We start from the raw sequence: 21,424 nt of genomic DNA, 5'->3' as shown, positions 1-21,424 counted from the left end.
CCCCAAGGGGATGTTCAGCTCAGAGGAAGTCGCCCGGCTGGAAGCCCTTGGTGCCAGCTTTGTCGCCGTCGTTCCCGAATCGCAGCGAATTTGGGCTGAGGAGCGCTACAGCCACGACGTGATCGTCGTYGGTGACGCCGAAGGGCGCCTCAAGAAGTGGTTCGATGACCGCCCCACCCCGGTCCTTTTCATCCGCCCGGACCGCTTTGTTGCCGGAGCCTKCCTGGCACAGGACGCCMCGCGCACTCTCTCAGCCATCCTCACCGCAATGTCTTTCAAGGAAGGAGCCAGCCATGACGCTAGCACTCGTCTGCATGTCGCATAGCCCGCTTCTGGAGGTCACCGAACCGCCGGAAGAAATCCAATACGACGTCGACGCCGCGTTCGCGGTGGCGCGCAAGTTCGTCGAGGACTTCGATCCTGACCTTGTGGTCTCTTTTGCCCCGGACCACTACAACGGCTTCTTCTATGAGCTGATGCCGCCGTTCTGCATCGGCTACGAAGCCGTTTCCGTGGGCGACTACGGTTCCGAGGAAGGCCCGTTGAACGTCCCCACGCAGATCGCCAAGGACCTCGCCCAAGCGGTCCTCGACGCCGACCTGGATGCTGCCATCTCGCTGAAGATGGAAATCGATCACGGCGCCGTCCAGCCCCTGGAGGTTCTCTTCGGCTCTATTGCGGCCAAGCCGGTCGTGCCGATTTTCGTCAACTCCGTGGCTCCGCCGTTCGCGTCGATGCGCCGCGTGCGGCAGCTGGGCACCGCGGTCGGGAATTACCTTAAGACGCTGGACCAGAAGGTCCTCATCATCGGCTCCGGTGGACTGTCCCACGACCCCCCGGTGCCCCAGATTGCCACGGCCACGCCGGAGCAGAGGGCAATGCTGCTCAACGGCCGGCATCCCACTGCGGCGGCCAGGAACGCACGCCAGCAGCGCGTCATCGATACGGCCGCAGCGTTCGCCAAGGGTGAGGCGAGCATCATGGACCTGAACCCTGAATGGGACCGTGAATTCCTCGCCATTATCGCTTCCGGCGACCTGGAGAAGCTGGACGCTTGGACCGCGCCCGCGATGGCCGCCGCAGCCGGTAACTCAGCCCATGAAGTCCGCAACTGGGTGGCCGCCTACAACGCGCTTGCAGCAGCAGGCGAATACACGGTCACCTCCGAGTACTACCGCCCGATTCCCGAATTCATCGCCGGTTTCGGCGTGACCACAGCGATGGTGAAATGATGAGCACACAGACCGAAACCCTCCGTACCAAGCTCAAGAACCAGCTGGCCGTCGAACTGCTGGAGGCAACTGGCTYCCTGGTTCCGGTGGMCCCCTTGCGGGACCGTCTGGAGGACATGACCGTCCAGGACGCCTACGACATCCAGACAGCCCAGCTTGCGCACCACGTCGCAGCAGGACGGGTACTCGCAGGCCGCAAAGTGGGGCTGACATCCCTTGCCATGCAGCGGCAATTGGGCGTGGACTCACCGGACTTCGGCTTCTTCTTCGCGGACATGGTCCACCATGATGAGGCCCGGATCCCGGCGAACCGGTTCATTCAGCCCAAGGTGGAGCCTGAACTTGGTTATATCCTGAAGGAGACCCTGAAGGGACCAGGTGTCACGCTGGAGCAGGCCGCGGCCGCCATCGGTGCCATCTACCCTGCCATCGAAATCATTGACTCCCGCATCACGGACTGKGACATCAAACTCGTCGACACCATTGCGGATAACGCCTCCTGCGGTGCCATCGCCGTCGGTTCACGCCCCCTTGCGCTGGATTTCGCCGATCCTATTGGGCTACTGGATGTCACCTGCTCACTGGTGATCGACGGCGAAATCACGGGGACCGGGACGGGCGCGGACGTCATGGGGCACCCCGTAGCACCACTGGCTTGGCTGGCCAACGTCCTGGGCGAGCAGGGTGTGGCGCTGGAAGCCKGGCAGCTGATCCTGCCCGGCTCCTTCACGGTAGCCATGCCCGTCGTGGCGAACAGCACCGCGACCGCGGAATTCGGCCCGCTGGGCTCACTGACAATTCACTTCACAGACTAAGGACACCACCATGGCCAAGAAAACAGCAGCCATCGTCGGCTCGGGCAACATCGGCACCGACCTGATGTTCAAAATCATGCGCCGCAGTAACAACCTCGAAGTCAAATACATGATCGGTGTGGACCCGGCTTCCGACGGGCTCGCCCGCGCCGCCCGGCTCGGCATCACCACCTCCGCCGAAGGCGTKGACTGGCTCCTGGCCCAGGACGACCTGCCCGACTTCGTTTTCGAATGCACCTCAGCCAAGGCCCACGAAGCCAACGCCCCCAAATACAAGGCCGCCGGCATCCACGCGATCGATCTGACCCCGGCCGCTGTCGGCCCGTACTTGTGCCCCGTGGTGAACCTGGATGCCCTTGAAGATGTTCTGAACGTGAACATGATTACCTGCGCCGGGCAGGCGACCACCCCGATCGTTGCCGCGATTTCCTCCGTGGTGCCCGTGGACTACGCCGAGATCGTCGCGTCCATCGCCTCCAAATCAGCCGGCCCGGGCACGCGCGCCAACGTCGACGAATTCACCGAAACCACAGCCAAGGCCCTCGAAGAGGTCGGCGGGGCAAAACGGGGCAAGGCCATCATCATCATCAATCCGGTGGAACCGCCCATGATCATGCGCAACACCATCTATGCCGCGATCCCGGCCGAGGCCGCCGAACCCGGCGAGCTGCGCGACCGGATCATCGCCTCGATCAACGAGGCCGTCGCCGGCATCCAGGACTACGTCCCCGGCTACTCGCTGCGCGTCGAGCCCCAGTTCGACACCGCCCGCGACGACTGGAACGGCAACGGCCGGGTCGGCGTTTGGGTCCAGGTTAAGGGAGCGGCTGACTACCTGCCCGAATACGCCGGCAACCTGGACATCATCACCGCCGCGGCCACCCGCACAGGTGACCTGCTGGCCGAACGCATGGACGCCGCCACCAATTCAACGCCCGTAGGAGCATAACCATGACCCCCACCTCCGACACCACAGCACAGAACCTGAGCGTCCGGCTCACGGACACGACCTTGCGCGACGGCTCCCACGCCATGAGCCACAAATTCACCGAAGCCCACGTCCGCTCCGTGGTCCGTGCCCTCGATGACGCCAACGTCGAGGTCATTGAGGTGACCCACGGCGACGGGCTCGGCGGGTCCTCCTTCAACTACGGCTTCTCCCTCACCCCGGAACTGGACCTGGTCCGCGCCGCCGTCGACGAAGCGAAGAACGCACGGATCGCGGTGCTGATGCTCCCGGGCCTGGGCACCATCCACGACCTGAACGCCGCGCACGAAGCCGGCGCGTCCGTGGCCCGGATCGCCACGCACTGCACCGAGGCTGATGTGTCCATCCAGCACTTCCAGCACGCCCGCAAACTCGGCATGGAAACTGTCGGGTTCCTGATGCTCTCGCACCGCACCACCCCGGAAAACCTGGCCAAGCAGGCGCGGATCATGGCCGACGCCGGCTGCCAGTGCGTCTACGTCGTCGACTCCGCCGGCGCCCTGATCCTGGACGACGTCTCCGACCGCGTCGCCGCCCTCGTCGCCGAGCTCAGCACCGACGCGCAGGTGGGCTTCCACGGCCACCAGAACCTGTCCTTCGGCGTCGCGAACTCCGTCTACGCCGCACGCGCCGGGGCAAAACAGATCGACGGGACCCTCCTTGCCCTTGGCGCCGGGGCCGGGAACTCACCTACCGAAGTCCTCGCCGCCGCCTTCGAACGCCTGAACATCCACACGGGCGTTGACGTCCACGGCGTGATGGCAGCGGCCGAAGACATCGTCAAACCCATCATCACCCGCATGCCCATCATGGACCGGGCCTCCATCATGCAGGGCTACGCCGGGGTCTACTCCTCCTTCCTCATCCACGCCGAACGCGCCGCAGAACGCTACGGCGTCCCCGCCTGGCAGATCCTCGAAGAAATCGGCAAAGCCGGCTACGTGGGGGGTCAGGAAGACATGATCGTCGACGTCGCTGTCCAGCTCGCCTCCGGGGCACGCGTCGCCTAACCCCAAGCCTGCAGAACGCGGTGGGTCTGCTCTGCCCCAGAACGAGACAAAGCAGACCCACGCGCAGCTTCTGAAAGCACTGGCCTCATGCTCAGTCCAAATCATCCAGTGGGGGAGTCTCCCACTAAGGGGATAAGCAGCAAACTGTTCGGCGCCGAGGCGTCCGCGCGGAAAKATGCGGACGACAGCCAAAAGGAGAACAAACCCGTGAATGCTTCCGAGGCCCTGCCCGTCACACTGGACGATGTCATCGAGGCGCAGAAGCTGCTCGAGGGCATTATCATAAAAACCCCGGTGGAATCATCCCGTGCGCTAGGGGGAATCGTAGGCGGAGACGTTTACTTTAAGTGCGAAAATCTMCAGCGTGCCGGCTCTTTCAAGGTCCGTGGTGCCTATGTCCGCCTGGCCAGGCTCTCCGAGGAAGAGAAAGGGCGAGGCGTCGTTGCAGCCTCCGCGGGCAACCACGCCCAAGGAGTGGCGTTGGCGGCCAAGAGGCTGGGCATGAAGGCCCGCATCTATATGCCGCTCGGAGTGGCTCTGCCCAAGCTGGCCGCCACACGCAGTCACGGAKCCGAAGTGGTGCTGCACGGGCACAATGTGGATGAGGCCCTCGCCCAAGCGCAGCGCTACGCCAATGAGTCGGGCGCCGTCTTCGCTCATCCATACGATAACGCGGATATAGTGGCCGGCCAGGGAAGCATCGGGTTGGAAATTTTGGAACAGGTCCCCAACGTCAACACCATCGTGATGGGAGTGGGAGGAGGAGGGCTGMTGGCCGGCGTCGCTGTGGCCGTCAAAGCCAAGGCCAAGGAGTTGGGCCGGGATGTCCGAATTATCGGTGTGCAGGCCGAAAATGCGGCGGCCTACCCGCCGTCTCTGGCTGCTGATGCCCTGGTTCCGCTGAAGAAGGTGTCCACCATGGCCGACGGCATAGCCGTCGGGCGTCCAGGGCAGTTACCGTTCAGCATCATCCGTGAACTGGTGGATGACGTCGTCACAGTMAGTGAGGATTCGCTCGCGCGCGCATTAATATTCTTGTTGGAGAGGGCCAAAATGGTGGTCGAACCGGCAGGAGCCGTGGGAGTGGCAGCGCTCATGGACGGAAAAATCGAGAACCCTGGAACTACTGCAGTGGTGCTCTCCGGCGGCAACATCGATCCCATGTTGATGCTCAAGGTCATCCAGCGGGGACTTTCCGCAGCCGGACGGTATATGACGGTGCGGATGATGCTTGATGACCGACCGGGTTCACTGGCCACAATTGCTCGCATCATCGCAGAGAACGATGCCAACGTTACCGGACTGGATCACACGCGCGTGGGCGGTTCGATCAGCATGGGCGACGTCTCCATCACCGTCAATCTCGAGACCAAGGGGCACGAGCATGGAAAGYAAGTGCTCGGAGCCCTCCGGGTAGAAGGCTTCCAGCCGATCATGGTGCACTAGGGCGATCGTGAAGGGCATCTTTGGATTTCCGGTGACCCTTAATGACCTCCTGCTGGAGACAATAAAGTGCTTCAGAAATCGAAACCTCGAATTTGGTTACGCTGCGCCATGCGATTTCCGCAATTCTGCTGAGAGCTCAGTACAGGCGCGAAGCAATATGGCACGGTGTTGCGGCAGGTCCACCTCATTTGTATTTCCTGAAAGACCCACTGCGGCGATCGCCTGACCATCGACGAGAATCGGGCTGGCGATGCAGTACTGTCCCAAAGTGCTTTCTTCTCTCTCGAAAGCGAGTMTGGTGCTGCGTACATCAGCCAACTGGCTGAGCAAATCAGACGGACGGGTAATGGAGTACCGGGTCCGTCTTGGCAACCCCGCGGCAATGACACGTCTGATTTCATCTTCCGATTGGTACGCCAATAGCGCTTTTCCCAGTGCCGTGCAGACAGCGGAGTATCGTCCCCCGACGCTTGCCCTGGCCGGCTGGGTCTTAAGGCTGCAGATCTTGTCGACCAACAGAATCTGAGGACGTTMGAGCACCGCCAAGTGTGTTGTCAACCGGGTCACCCCGAAGAGTTCTCCGAGATAAGGACCGGCAACATTCCTGATGCCCTGCGGACGGCTGTGTAATCCCTGGTTCCCTAATTMGAACATTCTCGCCGAGAGTCGATAGTTAGTGCCGACTTTCGTGACCAACTCTCCTTCAATCAAGTGAGAGAGTAGGCGATGGGTTGTGGAAGTAGGAAGTCCAGCCTGTCTGGCGATTTCACTTACGCCGAGAAGAGCCTTTTCGCCGGTGAAGATGTCCAGTAGCTGCAAGGCACGAACCGTCGAAGCGGTACCGCCCGCGTCAGACTGATTCTTCGAAGTAGCCTTGGCCGTCATCGATCTATTCCTTCAAAAAACCTGCACGTGAGACACTTGTGACTTACAACACTTTTGTAGTGCTTGGTACAGAGATTATAGTGGTTGGTACAGAAAAGCAATGTCATCCCCCCGGGCATCGGGCGGGCCGCCCTTGGCTGTATTGGGATGACCATCAGACGGGTACTCCTGTTCCGATTTGTGCGGGACACGGGTTCGACCCTGACGCAAAGGAACCTCCAAAGTGTTGTGCGGTGCTTGTTGAAGCAACACACACCCGGGAAAGTCCTTTGTCTCCGATAACGTATTTGCCCATCCGCGCCACTTGCCCAGCCGTACTCTTCCTGGTTTCAGGTGATGCTTGGTCGGCGCATCGGGACACCATCGATAGGCCGAGGGCGGCCGGATCGCCAGGTGAACCCTTGGTCGGAGACGTTATTCAAATGCTCGTCAAACCAAGTGACATTTCAGGGGTGTGGCCTGACTGCAACGGCTTCGGCGCAACTGAAGGGTTTCCGGACGGTAGGGACAGAGCCTCAGCAAGCGCAGCGACGTCGCCTACCTCTTCGATGTGGTGCAGCATATGCAGGGCGCGTTCAGCCTTTTCCTGCGAGAGTTCACCCCGGAACTGTATGTTGCGCCAGAACTTCGCGACGACGTCATCATAGCTAGCCGGGGTTTCCAGCCAACCACGAGGTTCGCTGTCCCGGAACCGCTCGAGTTCCCTGCCGTCCTTCATCTTTACCCGAACACGGGCGGCGTACAAAAAGCCCTCCCCGAGGTTGGGCTCGAGCACGACGCGCCTCGTGAGACCGAGCACTGTCGGGTCATAGATGTTCTCGGTGGTGTAGTGATCTAGCTCCGGGCGTCCGCGGTGCAGCGCATTGGCCACCGCGTAGGGCATCGTGAAGAGGAACTTAGGCTGGTCATCCTCGGCAGTGGCCACTTGGTTAAGGAAATGGTCGATCAGTGGMTGACGTACATCAACAGTCACTGATTCGATGTCGTCGTCGCCCCCGAGACCGTACTCCTCATGGAGTTCAATAGAACAATCGATAGCGTTATKGTTCCCGTAGCATGAAGGGTGAAGCTTATGTGACCCTTTCACATAGAACACCTTGCCTAGGTCGACCAGTGCATTCTCGGGTTGCGGCTCCGGGGCGTAGAGGTGGAAGAAGCCAAGGCGGCTTTCCAGTGCGTCAGAGACGCCGGAKAACCCTTCGAGGGACAGCTGGCAACTCAAGATGCCGTTGTAGGCGGCCATGGCCCCTGGAAGCTTGAAACTCGCAGCTCCGTCCCAGATGCCCTKGTACGAACCGGCCATCAGGTTGAGCAGGATACCGAAGGCATTGCGCAGTTGCTCATGACTGAGCCCCAGCAGTCGACCCGCGACCGCGGTGGCGCCGAAAGCGTTGGACGTGCCGCACACTTCGAAATCGGCGTCGAAGTTAAATTTGTTGCTGACCGAAATGCGAGCCGCGACATCGCCGCCGAGGATGACTGCGGCAAGCATCTCGCGACCGGATGCGTGCACGAATTCACCAACGTTCAACGCTGTTGGCTCCGTGGTGCTCGCGACGTGGCCAACCATCTTCCCAGCGTTGGCACCTTCGGGCTCCGGTCCGCAGACTTCGAAGTCGAAGCTACGCAGCTGAAGAGAGTTCACGAGAGCGGCGTACKGCAGCGGCAGCTTCTCATCGCTGGCCAATACACTAGCCTGTGGCAGCCCGCCCATATTGCGGATAACCGTGGCCATCGCGTCGTTGCCCGCTGCACCGCGCCCCGATACAGTGCAGCTCAGCGCGTCAATCAAGCGCATCTTTCCTGCTTTGATGTCATCGGCGCTGAACGCCTCAAACGAAGTATCCAAAATGTGGCTGACAAGAGTGTCGATCAAGGACGAAGGCATAAGACTCCTCTGTATAAGGTCTTCCCCTGTTGTTGGGGACTAGTCGATTCAAAACAGGTCACGGAATCGGACCCTTAAGGATGCTTGCCGGTATCCCGAAACGGTGCCTCGGAACAACGGGCGCATGCGTGTTTCTGATGCCCTGTGCGAAATGAGACCATCCATCCGGCACCACTCGCCTGCTGTGGAGGCACGGACAGTTKGGAGACGACCGTGTCCACAAGCTAGTTCCGGAGCCGATCGGTGTAGTGGGATCAGAGCGGCACCTGCGCTGTGAATTTTAAGAGGGTGTCCCACGCGTCTCTTAGCAATCCCAACGGTACGGATACGGACAAGCGTATTGGGGCCCGTTGGAGGGCTGGCTGGCCGGGTCGTCTTGCTAGTGAGCTKCCGKCCCGGCCAGCCATCTTTAGCCCTGGTCTGCCAGAAGGTCAGCAGGCGAAGGTGCCGTGTTGAGAATCTTATAGCGCAGCGCAATCTCAGAGATCTTGCCGAGGGCGGCAGGATCAATGGGAGTCTCAGCCTGCTTCTGGACGAACGCGTTTTTCAACAGTTCCGCTTTCAGGCCCATTTTCTCAGTCGCCACGCGGAGCGCGAGACCTCGGTCTGAGTTTACTTTGGCCGCGTTCTTCATCACTGCATCAGCAAAACTGCGCACAGCCTTGGGATTCTCGGCAATGAACTTTTCAGTGGCCACGTAGACGACGGTGGGGACACCTTGGTTTCCAGGAGCATCCGTGTTCTGCACCAGCTTCACGCCACCAGTCGCGATGGAGCTCGAGGCGAKCGGCTCGCTCGCCGTAGCAGCGTCGATTTGTCCCCGGAGCAGGAGGTCGACCATCTGGGCAGGTGGAACTTCAACGAATTGGACTGACGACGAGTCGGCTCCTGACGCATCGATGGAAGCACGGATATTCATCCACGTCAGCGTCCCGAGCCCCGGAATGCCCACTCGTTTGCCGTTGAGGTCGGCAACTGAACGGATGTCGCTGTCGCTCTTCGCGAGAACGCTCGCGGCACCCATCTTGTTGGGCTCGCCATTAGTGTCCTGAAGGGCGGCCGGGGCGATGATCTTCACTGGAAGTCCTTGTGCTCGGGCCTGCATGAAAGTCACCGTATCCGTGACGGCTACTTGGATACCGTTGTTCAACAGCTGTGGGACAGCCTCATTAGCAGACTTATTTGGAACGGTCGAAACCTCAAGACCCGTATCCATGAAGGCGCCTTCGGCGACAGCTGTGTGGATGYCAATGCCCGACAGACTTGAGGGGGCTCCAACCACGATTGTGGTTTTCGTTGCCTCGGCACCCGCGCTCGACTCGGCGGGGCCAGAACAAGCCGAGATAATAAGCCCCAGGAGGACCAAACTGGCCACGGTGCCTAGTCGTTTGGTGGGGGTGGATAGTGTTCGCATCTGACATTGCTCCTTTGCAATTGAATGCTGCCGCAATTGTGAAGTTCAGCGGCTATCTTTTTTGTAGTGCMTGGTACAGGGATCATAAGCACGGTCGCCCGAAGAGAACTTCGTGCTTCCCGCATATCGAAAAAGCCTMTACYKGGCCCGCTCTGCCACATGATCGGAACCAGCACCTTAGGTGGAATCATGCGGGCTATAAGACGTTGCTGCCCTGGTATTGGTGGCGTACAGATGTACTGGCTCAGTAGGTTAAGGAACCAATTTTGATGAGGCCCGCCCCTCGTCGTGGGTTATGGCGKCCTGCGGCGCATGGGGCTCAGAGTTGTGTCAACGCGCCACCGTGGAGTCCACCCGCCAGATGGGCAATCGGGGATAACCATAACTCCGGAAGGACGAATCCCTGGCCTGAAAGCGAGCCCCGTTGGACTGATACGTCTGGGCGACGAAATTCGGCCCGGGGAGAGAGGCGAAGCGCCGCCGAGCACCTAGCCCGGCGGCGTTCTTTCTGCCGCTGGAAGAACTTCCAGTGCCTTACCTGCTCATGCTTAAGAAGGGATGCGTCAGGCCGGCGGTACCGGTCGTTTCGAGCCCCCGGCTGCCCGGCGTGGTGTCGGCGCGTTGGCCGTACCAGGCCAGCCCGTCGGGGAAGTCAACCGGTTTCCATTCGATGGGCTCCCAGTCCGGGTCGAAAATGAGGAAGCCGCCAGCATAYAGTTCGACACGGTGGTCGGAACCAGGATCATGGACGTGCAGGTAAGTCGCTTGTCCGATGCCGTGCTTTCCCGGCCCCCAACCGTACTCAACATCCAGATCCTTCAGGATGTCCGCAGCAGTATTCACGTCACCGTCATTCTCCAGATTGTAGGCGAAGTGGTGGGACTGACCCTTCTTCTCCTCCGAGTTGGCTACGATGGCAACGTCGTGTCCCTGGGGTGTCACCGACACCCATGAAGCCAGCAGGGTCTGTGAGTCGGGCAGGTTGGCATACTCCCTGCGCTTGAAKCCAAGGTGATCGCGCATCCACTGCTCGGCCTGGTTGATCGTGGAGGGTGAGGTTTGGATGTTGAAGTGGTCCAATCGGCGCACACCGAGTCCGCGGCGTTTTGAGCTGTTGGATGGAAGACGGGAGCGCAGAGGTTCAGGAGCGAGGGGCTTGTCCATGTCGTAGTACAGCTCGAAAGGATGCTCGCCCCCGGGCAGCAGGAAACGTACAGCCGTGCCACGGCCCTTTTCTGTGCCGGCCGGAACCTCTATGGCMTCCATCTCCAGTCGTTGGAGCTCTTCGTAGAACAGCTCTACGTCTTGGGGCCGCTGGGTGCGAAAACTGAAGGAATTCACACCATTTTCCTCCTGCTGCCCTAGCACCAAGGAGTGATGCCCAAGCTCCTGGTATGCGCGAAGGTACGCCACGTCTCCGTCGCGTTCGACTTCTTCCATTCCTAAGACGTCGCGGAAAAACCCCAGCGATTTTTCGATGTCCTTMGTGCCGAGATTAATCGCGCCCGCGTGCGAGATCTGCGGTCCTGAATCGTATCGGTCTGACAATTTCGTCATGATCTTCTCCATATCTTCATTGACGGGGTGAGGTGGGTCGCTGCGCCGTGGAGTAGCGCGACGATGCTGTGCACTTTGTGAAAGATTAAATCTGCCTACGGCAGGAGCTCTGACCCAAGCGTCCGTGGTCGGTCTCTTGGTGGCGCGGCACCGGCTGAAGTTGCGGCTACTTGTAGTAGCCCAGTGTTCCGAAGTCCTTGAAGGGTGCTGGAGGAATGCCAAACATCTCCTTGATATACATTCCCGCTGCGACTTCCCGGCCACCGGACCCGTGGTTACGGACAGCCATGAGATCACGGAACGTTTGCTGGAGCGGGTTTGTTGAACTGGTTGCTGCAGCGCCTGCCACCGGCCAAAGCTCGGCGAATTTGTCAAAGCTGTTGCCGATCAGGTTGGCGGCCTCGAAACGAACGCGCATACGCTCTTCGCTTGTGGTGACTTCGCCCTGGCAGGCCAGTTCAAACATCTGGTGCCAATTGGCCAGATGTCGATCACGCAGTGCCCCGAGCGTGGTCAGCGCGTCCGCCACCTTCAAATGAAGGAACGGATTCTGCGCGACCGGTGACCCGGTCCCTTGGCTGGTCAGACGCTTTTTAGACTGTTCAATGAAAGTCTTGATCCCGTTGAGTGACGTACCAACCGCAGTGTTGACGGGGGTGGAAAAAAACATTGACATGAACGAGCACCAGTACAGCGGCACATTGTTAACCAACCAACCTGGATTTTCGTCGTTATATACATCGACAAAATAATGAGTACGGTAGTCGGGAACAAAGACATCCTGGRGGCTGACGGCCTTGCTGCCGGTTCCCTTTAGGCCCTGCACATCCCAGCTTCCATGGTCTATAACAACGTCCGAAATTGGCACTACATGCGCCTTGTCATGGTTGCCGAGGATTACCCACTGCGCGTGATCAACGCCTGACGAGAACGTCCACGTTCCGTTGAGGATGTAGCCGCCCTCCACGGGGGTAACTTTGCCGATTGGCGCATAGGAACTGGAGGCGCGAGTGTCCGGTCCGTCGGCCCAGAACTCGTCCTGCATGCGCTCGGACATGAGGGCGATCTCGAACGAGTGGATGTGGAGTTGCCCAGCGATCCAGGCCGCCGAACTGTCGGCCTCGGCAATCCTCATGACGCCTTCGAAGAAGGCGGCGGGCGGCATCTMCAAACCTCCATAGCGAAGCGGCGTGAATGCCCGGAACACGCCAGCGGAGACCATCTTTTCCATCGACGCTTCGGAAACCTTGCCCTCGGCCTCGGACTGGAATCGGCGCATCCTCAAAAAATCTAAAATGTCGTCAACTTCATGGAGAAAATCTGTACCGGCTTCGATTGCCCGGCGTCGGTAATCCGTCCAGTCCCGGCTCCGGGCAGCGAGGTTGATCGGGGTGCTGCTTTGGCGTTCCGCAATGTTGTTCACGTATTTCTTTCCTTGCTGTGGTAGTCCCGTTACGGTTCGTCTCGGTGCGGCCATCTCGATAACCGTCGGGTACGGTCTCTTCCCTGCTAAAAAGTGAGCAGTTGCAGCAGCACCTTCCGGGTCGTGGCCATGTCGTCGGAGTTGATMGCACCGATCAACCTTTCATTGAAGGCTTCCGCCTTGGTCTGCAAGTCCTTGCGCAGTCGGCGCCCTTCGTAGCTCAGCCCGTACTCGCCACGGACCAGGGCGATGAGACCGCGCTCGGACAGCGCGCGCACAGAGTCTTCAACGTCGGCGACCCCTACCAGCGCACCGGTGGCCAGCTGTTCGAGGGATCGCGGCCTGACAGCGAGAAGATTGATGATCAGTGTTTCAACCATCCCGAGGCCTAGTTGTTCGCGGTGTTCCTCGAAGCGGTCCCAAATGGAACGTTCGGTGGTCCTGAGCAGGGAGACAAACATCGGCTCGCTGTCCTCGACCCCCTGCGCTCTCGGKAACTCGACGGGTCCCTGGGTCTGAKGGTGATCGGCGGTGATCCGGTACTGTCCCTGAGTGAACAGCAGTGGGGTACCCGTGAAACGGGTGTACCGGTGGACCCGTCCAATAATGATTTCGTGGTMCCCTCCTGGGAAGGTAGCCTCCACGGTGCATTCGAAGTGAGCGATCGCACAGTCGAGCACGGGGTCGCCCTGTAAGCCGGCAGTCCAAGGGAGCGTCTCGAACTGTCCAAACCCGGGGCGACCGAATATCGTACATGCGTCGATCTGGTCCTCAGCCAGCACGCTAACGGCAAAGTGGCCGCCCCGAGCAAAGATCTCGCGGTTCTGGGACTCAGTTCGGATAGACCAGCTGATCAGAGGCGGATCCAGCGACAGAGCGGCGAAGGAGTTCACCGTGATGCCCACCGGGCCATCGTCGGTCATCGTCGCCATAACCGTCACTCCCGTGGCGAACTGACCGAGCGCCCGCCGGAACGCGCGGGGATCATCGAGCGGATCACCCTGTTCCTCTATGTGGGACGTAGCGTGGTAGGGAATGGTCACCATCGGGATCTCCTTATCGGTATTCGCCCGGCCCAGATGCCGAGGGCCTTGTACTGCGTGCCAGTCACATCAGTATGTGAACGCCGGAAGCACGGCGTCACGCCACATTCCGCATATCGGAAAGACCAAGGGATCCTGCGGCCTGCTTTCCGTTATCCGGAATGGTGCTGGTCTCGCCCCTCCAGCGTGAGTATGTGATCTCGATGCCGGTTGATTYCACTCGCCGGGTTGCCGCTGGGCAGTATGTCGGGGATATTTCATCCCGACATCACCCAGCCCGGGAGAGCCTTGGACCGCCCCCGCCGTTAGGCAGACCCTGTCGGGAGTTGAAGAGCCTTGTTGGACACAATGCTGGTTCGCTCCTAGGGGTAAGCGTGGGTTCACCGCAGCCGCTCCTAGTGCCTCCTTAGGTGAAAGGAGCAGATGCCGCATTCCGTTGCACTGACACCAATGCGGCCGTCCTCCTMCGCCATCACCGCGGTCTTGGCCCTGAGCGGCACCTTAGTTGCCCTCATGCAAACGCTGGTGGTCCCGCTCCTCCCGGATTTCCCCGGGCTCCTGTGGCCAATGACACTCCATACGGGCTGGGAGGCGTCGTCTTCAGTACAGATACCGCCTGCGCACGCCGGCTTGMCGAGCAGATCGAGTCCGGTATGACCAATGTCAATGCCCGCCGCGGGCGTGGATCTGCCCTTCGACGGCGTCAAGCGCTCGGGGTTCGGCCGCGAACTCGGCCCCTTGGGCATGGATGAGTTCGTCAACAATCGCCTTCTCTACATTGCGGAGTAACCTGTTCGCCCGKACTCCTAGGTCCGGGGCCGGAGCGACTCACATGTGCAAGGCGGTGGATGCCGTCACCATTCACCGATTAGGTCGCGGGTTAGAGGACTAAGACACTGCCTCGTATTGCAGCTCGGCAGCGACTGGCACGGCGACATGTCCGGCTCCGATATGCCCTACAACCTTTGCCTGCCTAAACGTCCCCGCCGTGAACCGGGCGCTGGCTGAGCAGTTCTGACTTACGTAGTCTTGGAAAAAATGCCACGAATGAGGGGAAGAAGAAAGCAAGCTGGGCCGGGTGAGGGGTCGTCGGCGGCACATCTTGCCCCGACATGTCAGTTGGTTAGCGAGGCTTGTAGACMTCGGACCGGTGTTCGATGCGGTGGAAGTACAGGGTGTGCTCTTCGATGTCCAGGGTGAACAGCACCCTATAGTCGCCGCGCCGGGCAGTGCGGAGTCCGAGCAGTTCGTTCGTGAGGGGCTTGCTCAGCCGGTGGGGATTCTCGGCAAGAGGGCCGGTGACGAATTCGACGATCGCTGCCGCTGCTTTCTCGGGCAGCCGCCGGAAACCCTTCATGGCCGGGCTGGTGACCTCAACGTTCCACAGTGCGGGCGCGGTGGATTCTGCATCGGTCACCGCGGCGGCAGGCCGAATTCACGGCGGAGGTCCCTGCCGCTGGTGGTGGTGCCGTCGACTATGTCGCGCCGGGCCTGGTCCAGATCTTCGCGGATGCCCGGCTGTGACAGCCAGTGGATGGTCTCCTGCAGGGATGCCAGGTCATCGGCGGACATCAGCACCGCTGACGGGTGCCCGTGCCGGGTGATCTGGATGATCTCGTGCGTCGTGTCTGCTTCCTCCACGAGGGCTGACAGCTTGTCCTTTGCCTCGCTCAGCGGTACCGTTCTCATGCCTAAAATTCTAGCCTGAAGTCAGGCCAGTTACTAGCCTGACATTTAGCCGATAATGGTGATTTCGTMAACCTGTCGCAGGTCCTGCTATGGCGCAACGCTTGTGCCGGCGGGGGAATGCTTCACTCCAGCTTGGCCTGGCGCAAGTACTGGTAGACCGTMTCCCTGCTGATCCCGTAGTCGTGGGCCAGGAGGGCTTTCGGTACACCACTGCCGGCGCGCTCGACCAGTTCGGCTGCCCGTTCCGGCGTGAGGGTCTTTTTCCGCCCTTTGTAGGCGCCGCGCTGCTTCGCCAGCGCGATGCCTTCTCGCTGCCGCTCCCTGATCAGGGAGCGTTCGAACTCGGCAAAGGCACCCATCACGGAGAGCATGAGGTTGGCCATKGGGGAGTCCTCCCCGGTGAAGACCAAGTGTTCCTTGACGAACTCCACCCGCACGCCTTTGCGTGTAAGGCCCTGGACGAGAGCGCGCAGGTCATCGAGGTTGCGGGCCAACCGGTCCATGCTGTGCACCACGAGGGTGTCCCCGTCCCGGGCGAACCGCAGCAGTTCCGTGAGCTGAGGCCTAGTCGTATCCCTGCCCGAGGCCTTGTCCGTGAAGACCCGGTCCAGAACCTGGCCTTCGAGCTGGCGTTTCTCGTTCTGGTCCAGCGTGCTCACACGCACGTACCCGATCCGCTGTCCGGCCACCGCTGCCTCCAACCCTCGTCCTGTCAGGTTGAGTTCTAGGCTTGTCCCAGCAGAAAGTCAAGACAAAGGGGCGCGATCTTCAGGTTGGGGTGTACTTCAACTGGGCAACTGAAGAGAGGCGTGCCAGCCAGTAGTCGGCTGCAATCGTACGGCCCCAAATAGCCGCACCAGCATGCGAGCAGTCGGCCACAGTGCGACTATCGATCCTGTTTTTCAACCCGAGGGTTGCGATAGAGATTGTGAGACGACAGCTATGCGTCGCTCTACAACGCGTGGACTGGCCTCGTGACACTGCATCCCAAGGCATCCTGCAATTCATCGTGCCAGGCCATGCTTCCGAGACAGCGCGTGTGGCTAGCCGCGCTTATGCCGATGGACTGCCGGCCCGTTAAGGTGCTGTCAGATAGACCTGCAAAGAGCGTTCTCACGTTCAAACGTTCTGGAAGGCCTTGAGCGTCTGCGGTGTAACGGATGCCCTTCATGGATGAGGATCCTCCCGTTGCCTTGATCAAGGTTCACCCAGAAATCGTGGCGGCGGCGACTCGGGCCTGTCCTTCACGCCGGATGCCGACTCGTTCGGTCATGGCCACTGGCTTCACGACTTCCAGCGCCCTGTCCAAGACGGCGTCCAGCTCACTTTGTGAATTCGTGCCCTGTACCGGATGTTGTAGCCGTAACGGGTCGTTGTGGCGGGTGTTTTGAAACATGGGCCAGCCACATTACGCAGCGTTTGGCTGAGCCCTGTAACTGGGGGAGTGTCCCGCCTTGAGTTTTAGCGGGCCAGATGCCATGGGGGACCGCAATCGCGGCGGAGGGTGGGGGATACCTAGGATGTGGCTGGCTTGGTGCTGTCCCGGACGACAAGAGTTGGGGTTATTGGCGTTCGGTCCACTTCGCGCCCCTCCATGGCACCGAGGAGCACTTCCATGCTCATGAGCGCTAGGGCAGTGAAGTCTTGGCGCRCCGTGGTCAGGGGAGGCAGGAAATAGTCTGAACCTTCAATATCGTCGAAGCCGACGACGCTCACATCGTCCGGGACGCGGACGCCGTTTTCGGCGAACGCGCGTATCAGCCCGAGGGCAGTATGGTCGCTGGCCGCGAAGATCGCCTGAGGGATCTTCGCCTCCCGGACGAGCTGGAGGGCGATCMGATMCCTTGAAAGCGGGAAACGGACCGGCCACGACCCCGACAACTTCGGATAGGGCGTTCAACACCCTTACAAACATGGTGCACCACCGCACCGCCGCGACAAGCTACCCAGAGTGCGGGGGCCCAGCTCAAACTCTTCGGCGGCCGMCGGTACGTGTGAGTGAGTGAGGAACCAGTGGTAGCTCTTGAGCCCACCACAATCGAAGCACGAGGAGGATAAACCCGTGTGAACCACCATTGACCTCCCAATCGCAGTCAGTGTGACCGACCATGCCAGCATGAAACGCCAGCTCGACCAGGCCGTGACCATCGCCAAGACGCAGCCTATGGTCGAAGGGCGCCAAGGAATTCTTGTCACGCGGCACGACTACAACTCCTTCACGGTCGGCCTCAGTTAGGCCGTGCCCTTCGKACTGACCCGCGAACATCAGGACTGGTKAGCAACCGCGGCAGTGCTGGTCCTCAACGCCGACAAGGTGAGCCACCAACTTTGCACCAGTCAGTTGACGTAATCACGGCTACCGCCGTCACTCCCACAGAGTTGCAGCGTCAGGAAGGAACCGGGCCATCTTTTGAGCAGATGTGCGCTCCTTGGGCCCGTAGGTGGAGGACGCCACCTGCTCCGCCCAAAGCCCCCAGAGATGAGCAGATGCCGGGCGCCAATCGGACAGTGAGTTGCTCAGAGTAAGCACTCTCCGGGTTGATTCCAGCGCGCCGATAAGGGGCCCTCCGTCAGCCTGAACGGAGGAAAGGCTGCCCAATGGCCYATCTTTCCTTGAGGAGTCCGGCTACCGCGGCTTGTAGACCTCGGACCGGTGTTCGATGCGGTGGACGTATAGGGTGTGCTCTTCGGCGTCGAGGGTGAACAGCACCCTGTAGTCGCCGCGCCGTGCGGTGCGCAGGCCGAGCAGTTCGTTGGTGAGGGGTTTGCTGAGCCGGCGGGGATTATCGGCCAGAACACCGGTGATGAATTCGACGATCKCTGCCGCTGCTTTCTCCGGCAGCCGGCGGAAACTCTTCAGTGCCGGGCTGGTGACCTCAACGTTCCATGGCCCTTGCCCGTTGCCCCCAGCGACAAGGCGTAAAGCGTGGGAGGCGGTTTCGAAGCCCCAACCCCATACCGGCCCGGCGAGTTCGGGGTAGCCGTGGAGCGGCGGGAGGGGTGCCGGCAAGAAGGCGGGGTGGATATACAGCGGGACTTTGAGGGTGGAGAGTTCTGCCCAGAGAACATCGAAGCGGAGGCTATCGAGGTAGGCGCCGGCGGTGTGCCCATTGACCAGTACGCCCTTGAATCCAAGGTCCAGGACGACGCGTTTGAGTTCATTGACTGCTTCCTGCGGGTCCTGGGTAGGAAGGGCGCCGAAGGCGGCGAATCTGTCGGAGTGTTCACGGACGACTTTGGCCATGACGTCGTTGCTTCGTTTGATCTTTTCTACCGCAGCCTCGTTGCTGCTCTCGCCTTGGACTCCGGGGGGACAGGACCTGAACGTCGATTCCTGCTGCGTCCATTTCGGGGAGACGGACGTTTTCCACGTCGCTGATGCGTTGGGCTACAGCTTCGGCGAAATCGGGTACGAAGTTGCCTCCTTCGCCCTTGCTGTAATCGGGGGTGGCGAAGTGTTCTTCGAGGGTGATGACCCGCGTGTTGTTGATCATGGCTTAGTTCCTGACGGTCTGGAGGTCGTTGAGGTTGCCTTGGCTGTTGCGGATGCTGACAGCGACCGGCAGGACGAGGAGCATACCGATCGCTGCCACGATGGCAAAGACGTAGAAGTTCGACTGGGCCGGCATTCCTGCGCCGAAGATGACGCCGCCAATAAGCGGGCCCATGATGGCGCCGAGACGTCCAACACCCAGGGCCCAGCCCAGTCCGGTTCCGCGGATTTCGGCAGGGTAGATGGAGCTGATGAAGACGTTGACGAGAATTTGTGTGCCCATGGTCCCGGCACCGGCCAGGGCGACCAGCGCGAACATGATGGCGGTAATCCCAGGACCGCTCCCTGGAGCCACTGCAGTCCGCCAACGCCCCGGATGCCCGCAGCGTCGTCCGTGAACTGGACGAAGCCGACGCACTGGACGAGGCCACGACCCCCGGGGGCGAGTTCGTAGCCGAGGAACTCATCGTCCAGGTCATACCCCAAGCCGCGGACGAATTCACCTGCTACTCCTGCTTCCTGGTCCGGCACCGGTCCCCGCTCGCCCGCGAAAAGAACGGCCACTCATACTGCATCGAGTGCGAGGGGTAGGACGCTCCCGCCCCGGAATCCCGACMATCGGTCATCCGACATGCTTCCTGGGTAATAACGGGTATCGGGGAAGCGAAGGCTCACGCCTGAAGCAGCGTTAGGGCCGATCCGCGAGCTCGACAAGTTCGGAGGTCACGCCGCCGGAGTGCCACTCAATGGCCTGGACGATCCCGTCAGCGACCCGGTGGAGGGATGAAGCCATGCTGGAGGGCAGGTCAGACAACGCATCTTTCTGACGCCTGACGATGGTGTGGATCTCAGACCAGGTTATCCATGCGACGCAGGATGGAATTGAGGTCATCAATACCTMGTACTCTTCGGCAGTCATTCCGGCGCGGGCGCACAGGGGCTCAAGACCCAGGGCAACGCCGGAGTGGACTCCGTGGAGGCTGTTACTGGCGACTCTGATGGGTGGGGGGAGTTGTCAGGATCAGCAGGAGCAAGGGAGCGCGGTCGCCCCTGTGCTCCTGGAGACACAGCAGCTCCCGAGGAAGCTGCTCGACGTTGGACGYGGCACCCTTCTTGTAGCCTTTCGCCGCCTCAACTAGAAGTTGCACCGACGGGCCCGTGACCAGACGTCCGGCTGGACATCCACGTCAATGGCAGACAGCAAGAGACTGCCCGGCAGCACTTCCAGGTCAGCGTCTTCAACCCCGCTGGCTGCTGCACGCCGGGTTTGGTCCGCGCCGTGCGCACACCGTAGTACTCCCCCTAGGAATAGGTCTCTCGGGAGGTTGGACAGGCCTTGAAAACCTCCGCCGTCAAGGCGTTTTCCATCCCTCGACCACCGTCCCAATACAATCTCACCTTGCTGCCCTCCCATGACACCTCGTGCAGGAGCCGGCTGATGACTGAAGGCTTGTGACGATCGGGATCCATTCCCACACAATAACGCCCGCCCCTTTACCTCAGCCCGCTGGTTGCGCAGATGGTGGTTGCCCCGATCTTTTTTGTCCTCTTCGGACCGCGCATCCCGCCGCCTTCGTGCGGGCGTTGWTTTGGACCATTCAGGAGGGCCCCGGCCCACTCTGGGTGGTTGGTCCCGACCACACTGTGGATTCTGGCCCACCATCCCCGCKAATTGCCTGGACCGGCTCCACGGCCACCGAGTCCCATTGTCGCTGAGCGGAAGGCCATGAATGAAGAACTATGTGCTCCCTGTATTCCATTTGGGTCCGTGACACTCCAGAAAAACTGCAGGTCACATCGTGGACGGAGCTTATGATGCCGCTATATTCTGGGCCCACTCTCATGGGGGCAGTGGCAGTCAACCGGYTGCCACTAGGAGGTGGCTGTCTGGCCACATCTAGTGACTGGACTTTGCGTGCGTAATCACAGTTTCTGGAGATCCATCACTGGCGTTCTTGTGGTTATGCTGATCATTAGCGGCTACCTACAATTTCCCGCTGGATCGGCGACTGCGGCTGCGTCATTGTCTCCGGCTCCGGTGCCCACGATCACGGGAACGGCGAMGGTCGGTTCAACCCTGACCGCGGTCCCGGGCACCTGGGGCCCGGCCCCCGTGACCCTGGCCTACCAGTGGAGGGCCGGCGGTGTCGCGATCCTCGCCGGCGTGAAGTCCACGTACGTCCCGGTCGCTGCCGACGCGGGCAAGACTCTGACCGTGACGGTGACCGGCACGAAGACCGGCTACGCCACCACGGCCAAGACTTCCGCGGCCACCGCCGCGGTCGCGGACTTGGGTGTCACGATCACACCTATCCATGTCTCCGGAACCCTCTCAGCAAATACCACATGGTCCGGCACAAGGACCTACATCGTGGATAACGCCGTAACCGTCCCGGCTGGGGTGACGTTGAGCGTTTCGGCCGGCACGGTCGTGAAGTTCCGCAGCAGCAATCTTGACGTTTCAGGGTCGGTGGCCGTCAACGGCACCGCCGCCGCGCCGGTCACGTTCACTTCGTACCAGGATGACAGCGCCGGCGGGGA

The 21,424-nt window shown here is 60.8% G+C and carries 19 protein-coding genes and 4 pseudogenes; 9 read left to right on the top strand and 14 right to left on the bottom strand.

Annotated elements, in window-relative coordinates:
- The 6 genes and pseudogenes from AC1DBQ_RS12910 to ilvA form a co-directional block, all read left to right on the top strand.
- Window positions 1–325: pseudogene (locus AC1DBQ_RS12910) on the top strand (hypothetical protein); the annotation flags it as partial.
- Complete coding sequence (locus AC1DBQ_RS12905) at window positions 294–1,232, top strand: 3-carboxyethylcatechol 2,3-dioxygenase (protein ID WP_476928876.1); 939 nt, start codon at window positions 294–296, stop codon at window positions 1,230–1,232. The pseudogene AC1DBQ_RS12910 and the gene AC1DBQ_RS12905, both read left to right, overlap by 32 nt.
- On the top strand, window positions 1,232–2,047 hold the full coding sequence (locus AC1DBQ_RS12900) for a 2-keto-4-pentenoate hydratase (protein WP_476928875.1): 816 nt from the start codon (window positions 1,232–1,234) through the stop codon (window positions 2,045–2,047). The genes AC1DBQ_RS12905 and AC1DBQ_RS12900 overlap by 1 nt, the downstream gene beginning before the upstream one ends.
- A 10-nt stretch (window positions 2,048–2,057) precedes the next feature.
- Window positions 2,058–2,996, top strand: coding sequence for an acetaldehyde dehydrogenase (acetylating) (locus tag AC1DBQ_RS12895; RefSeq protein ID WP_476928874.1), 939 nt, complete (start codon window positions 2,058–2,060; stop codon window positions 2,994–2,996).
- Window positions 2,997–2,998: 2 nt separating this feature from the next.
- Window positions 2,999–4,045 carry a 4-hydroxy-2-oxovalerate aldolase gene (gene dmpG / locus AC1DBQ_RS12890; protein ID WP_476928873.1) on the top strand — a complete coding sequence of 349 codons (1,047 nt, stop codon included), beginning with the start codon at window positions 2,999–3,001 and terminating at the stop codon, window positions 4,043–4,045.
- 207 nt (window positions 4,046–4,252) lie between these two features.
- Window positions 4,253–5,491 (top strand): threonine ammonia-lyase, encoded by a 1,239-nt coding sequence (gene ilvA / locus AC1DBQ_RS12885; RefSeq protein ID WP_476928872.1) that lies wholly within the window; start codon window positions 4,253–4,255, stop codon window positions 5,489–5,491.
- 96 nt (window positions 5,492–5,587) lie between these two features.
- Here the strand turns inward: ilvA and AC1DBQ_RS12880 are convergent, their stop codons facing one another.
- The 6 genes from AC1DBQ_RS12880 to AC1DBQ_RS12855 form a co-directional block, all read right to left on the bottom strand.
- A complete protein-coding gene (locus tag AC1DBQ_RS12880) occupies window positions 5,588–6,376 on the bottom strand; it encodes an IclR family transcriptional regulator (RefSeq protein ID WP_476928871.1) in 789 nt (262 codons plus the stop codon).
- Window positions 6,377–6,794: 418 nt separating this feature from the next.
- Window positions 6,795–8,252, bottom strand: coding sequence for an MmgE/PrpD family protein (locus AC1DBQ_RS12875; protein ID WP_476928870.1), 1,458 nt, complete (start codon window positions 8,250–8,252; stop codon window positions 6,795–6,797).
- A gap of 421 nt (window positions 8,253–8,673) precedes the next feature.
- Window positions 8,674–9,678 carry an ABC transporter substrate-binding protein gene (locus AC1DBQ_RS12870; protein WP_476928869.1) on the bottom strand — a complete coding sequence of 335 codons (1,005 nt, stop codon included), beginning with the start codon at window positions 9,676–9,678 and terminating at the stop codon, window positions 8,674–8,676.
- Between the two features lie 534 nt (window positions 9,679–10,212).
- The gene (locus AC1DBQ_RS12865) at window positions 10,213–11,247 is read right to left on the bottom strand and encodes a VOC family protein (RefSeq protein WP_476928868.1); all 1,035 of its coding nucleotides are present in this window, start codon (window positions 11,245–11,247) and stop codon (window positions 10,213–10,215) included.
- A 154-nt stretch (window positions 11,248–11,401) separates the two neighbouring features.
- The gene (locus AC1DBQ_RS12860) at window positions 11,402–12,658 is read right to left on the bottom strand and encodes an acyl-CoA dehydrogenase family protein (protein WP_476928867.1); all 1,257 of its coding nucleotides are present in this window, start codon (window positions 12,656–12,658) and stop codon (window positions 11,402–11,404) included.
- An 86-nt stretch (window positions 12,659–12,744) separates the two neighbouring features.
- A complete protein-coding gene (locus AC1DBQ_RS12855; protein ID WP_476928866.1) occupies window positions 12,745–13,704 on the bottom strand; it encodes a flavin reductase family protein in 960 nt (319 codons plus the stop codon).
- Window positions 13,705–14,261: 557 nt separating this feature from the next.
- Between AC1DBQ_RS12855 and AC1DBQ_RS12850 the strand changes: the two are divergent.
- Window positions 14,262–14,490: pseudogene (locus AC1DBQ_RS12850) on the top strand (aldehyde dehydrogenase family protein); the annotation flags it as partial.
- 334 nt (window positions 14,491–14,824) lie between these two features.
- On the opposite strand, the gene AC1DBQ_RS12845 reads toward AC1DBQ_RS12850, so the two are convergent.
- The 7 genes and pseudogenes from AC1DBQ_RS12845 to AC1DBQ_RS12815 all read right to left on the bottom strand — a co-directional run bounded on the left by AC1DBQ_RS12845 (window position 14,825) and on the right by AC1DBQ_RS12815 (window position 19,202).
- Window positions 14,825–15,118 carry a type II toxin-antitoxin system RelE family toxin gene (locus AC1DBQ_RS12845; protein WP_476928865.1) on the bottom strand — a complete coding sequence of 98 codons (294 nt, stop codon included), beginning with the start codon at window positions 15,116–15,118 and terminating at the stop codon, window positions 14,825–14,827.
- Window positions 15,115–15,390, bottom strand: a complete 276-nt coding sequence (locus tag AC1DBQ_RS12840; RefSeq protein WP_476928864.1) for a type II toxin-antitoxin system Phd/YefM family antitoxin — start codon at window positions 15,388–15,390, stop codon at window positions 15,115–15,117. Before AC1DBQ_RS12840 ends, AC1DBQ_RS12845 begins: the two co-directional genes overlap by 4 nt.
- Window positions 15,391–15,512: 122 nt before the next feature.
- The gene (locus AC1DBQ_RS12835; protein WP_476928863.1) at window positions 15,513–16,079 is read right to left on the bottom strand and encodes a recombinase family protein; all 567 of its coding nucleotides are present in this window, start codon (window positions 16,077–16,079) and stop codon (window positions 15,513–15,515) included.
- A gap of 826 nt (window positions 16,080–16,905) precedes the next feature.
- A pseudogene (locus AC1DBQ_RS12830) lies at window positions 16,906–17,220 on the bottom strand (substrate-binding domain-containing protein); the annotation flags it as partial.
- A 796-nt stretch (window positions 17,221–18,016) separates the two neighbouring features.
- Entirely contained in the window at window positions 18,017–18,634 is a 618-nt protein-coding gene (locus AC1DBQ_RS12825; protein WP_476928862.1) for an amidohydrolase family protein, read from the bottom strand.
- Window positions 18,615–18,884 (bottom strand): hypothetical protein, encoded by a 270-nt coding sequence (locus AC1DBQ_RS12820; protein WP_476928861.1) that lies wholly within the window; start codon window positions 18,882–18,884, stop codon window positions 18,615–18,617. Before AC1DBQ_RS12820 ends, AC1DBQ_RS12825 begins: the two co-directional genes overlap by 20 nt.
- Before the next feature lie 3 nt (window positions 18,885–18,887).
- Window positions 18,888–19,202, bottom strand: coding sequence for an MFS transporter (locus tag AC1DBQ_RS12815; RefSeq protein WP_476928860.1), 315 nt, complete (start codon window positions 19,200–19,202; stop codon window positions 18,888–18,890).
- Window positions 19,203–19,228: 26 nt separating this feature from the next.
- Here AC1DBQ_RS12815 and AC1DBQ_RS12810 point away from each other — a divergent pair, with 26 nt between their 5' ends.
- Window positions 19,229–19,474 (top strand): DUF4193 family protein, encoded by a 246-nt coding sequence (locus tag AC1DBQ_RS12810; protein WP_476928877.1) that lies wholly within the window; start codon window positions 19,229–19,231, stop codon window positions 19,472–19,474.
- Window positions 19,475–19,571: 97 nt separating this feature from the next.
- Here AC1DBQ_RS12810 and AC1DBQ_RS12805 read toward each other — a convergent pair whose 3' ends face one another.
- Window positions 19,572–19,697, bottom strand: coding sequence for a hypothetical protein (locus tag AC1DBQ_RS12805; protein WP_476928859.1), 126 nt, complete (start codon window positions 19,695–19,697; stop codon window positions 19,572–19,574).
- Between the two features lie 1,224 nt (window positions 19,698–20,921).
- Here AC1DBQ_RS12805 and AC1DBQ_RS12800 point away from each other — a divergent pair.
- A pseudogene (locus AC1DBQ_RS12800) lies at window positions 20,922–21,424 on the top strand (carboxypeptidase regulatory-like domain-containing protein); the annotation flags it as partial.

This window comes from Arthrobacter sp. 10T413_2 (genome assembly GCF_056394205.1).
The sequence above is the reverse complement of the archived record's forward strand: the minus strand, read 5'-3'. Positions and strand labels throughout refer to the sequence as shown.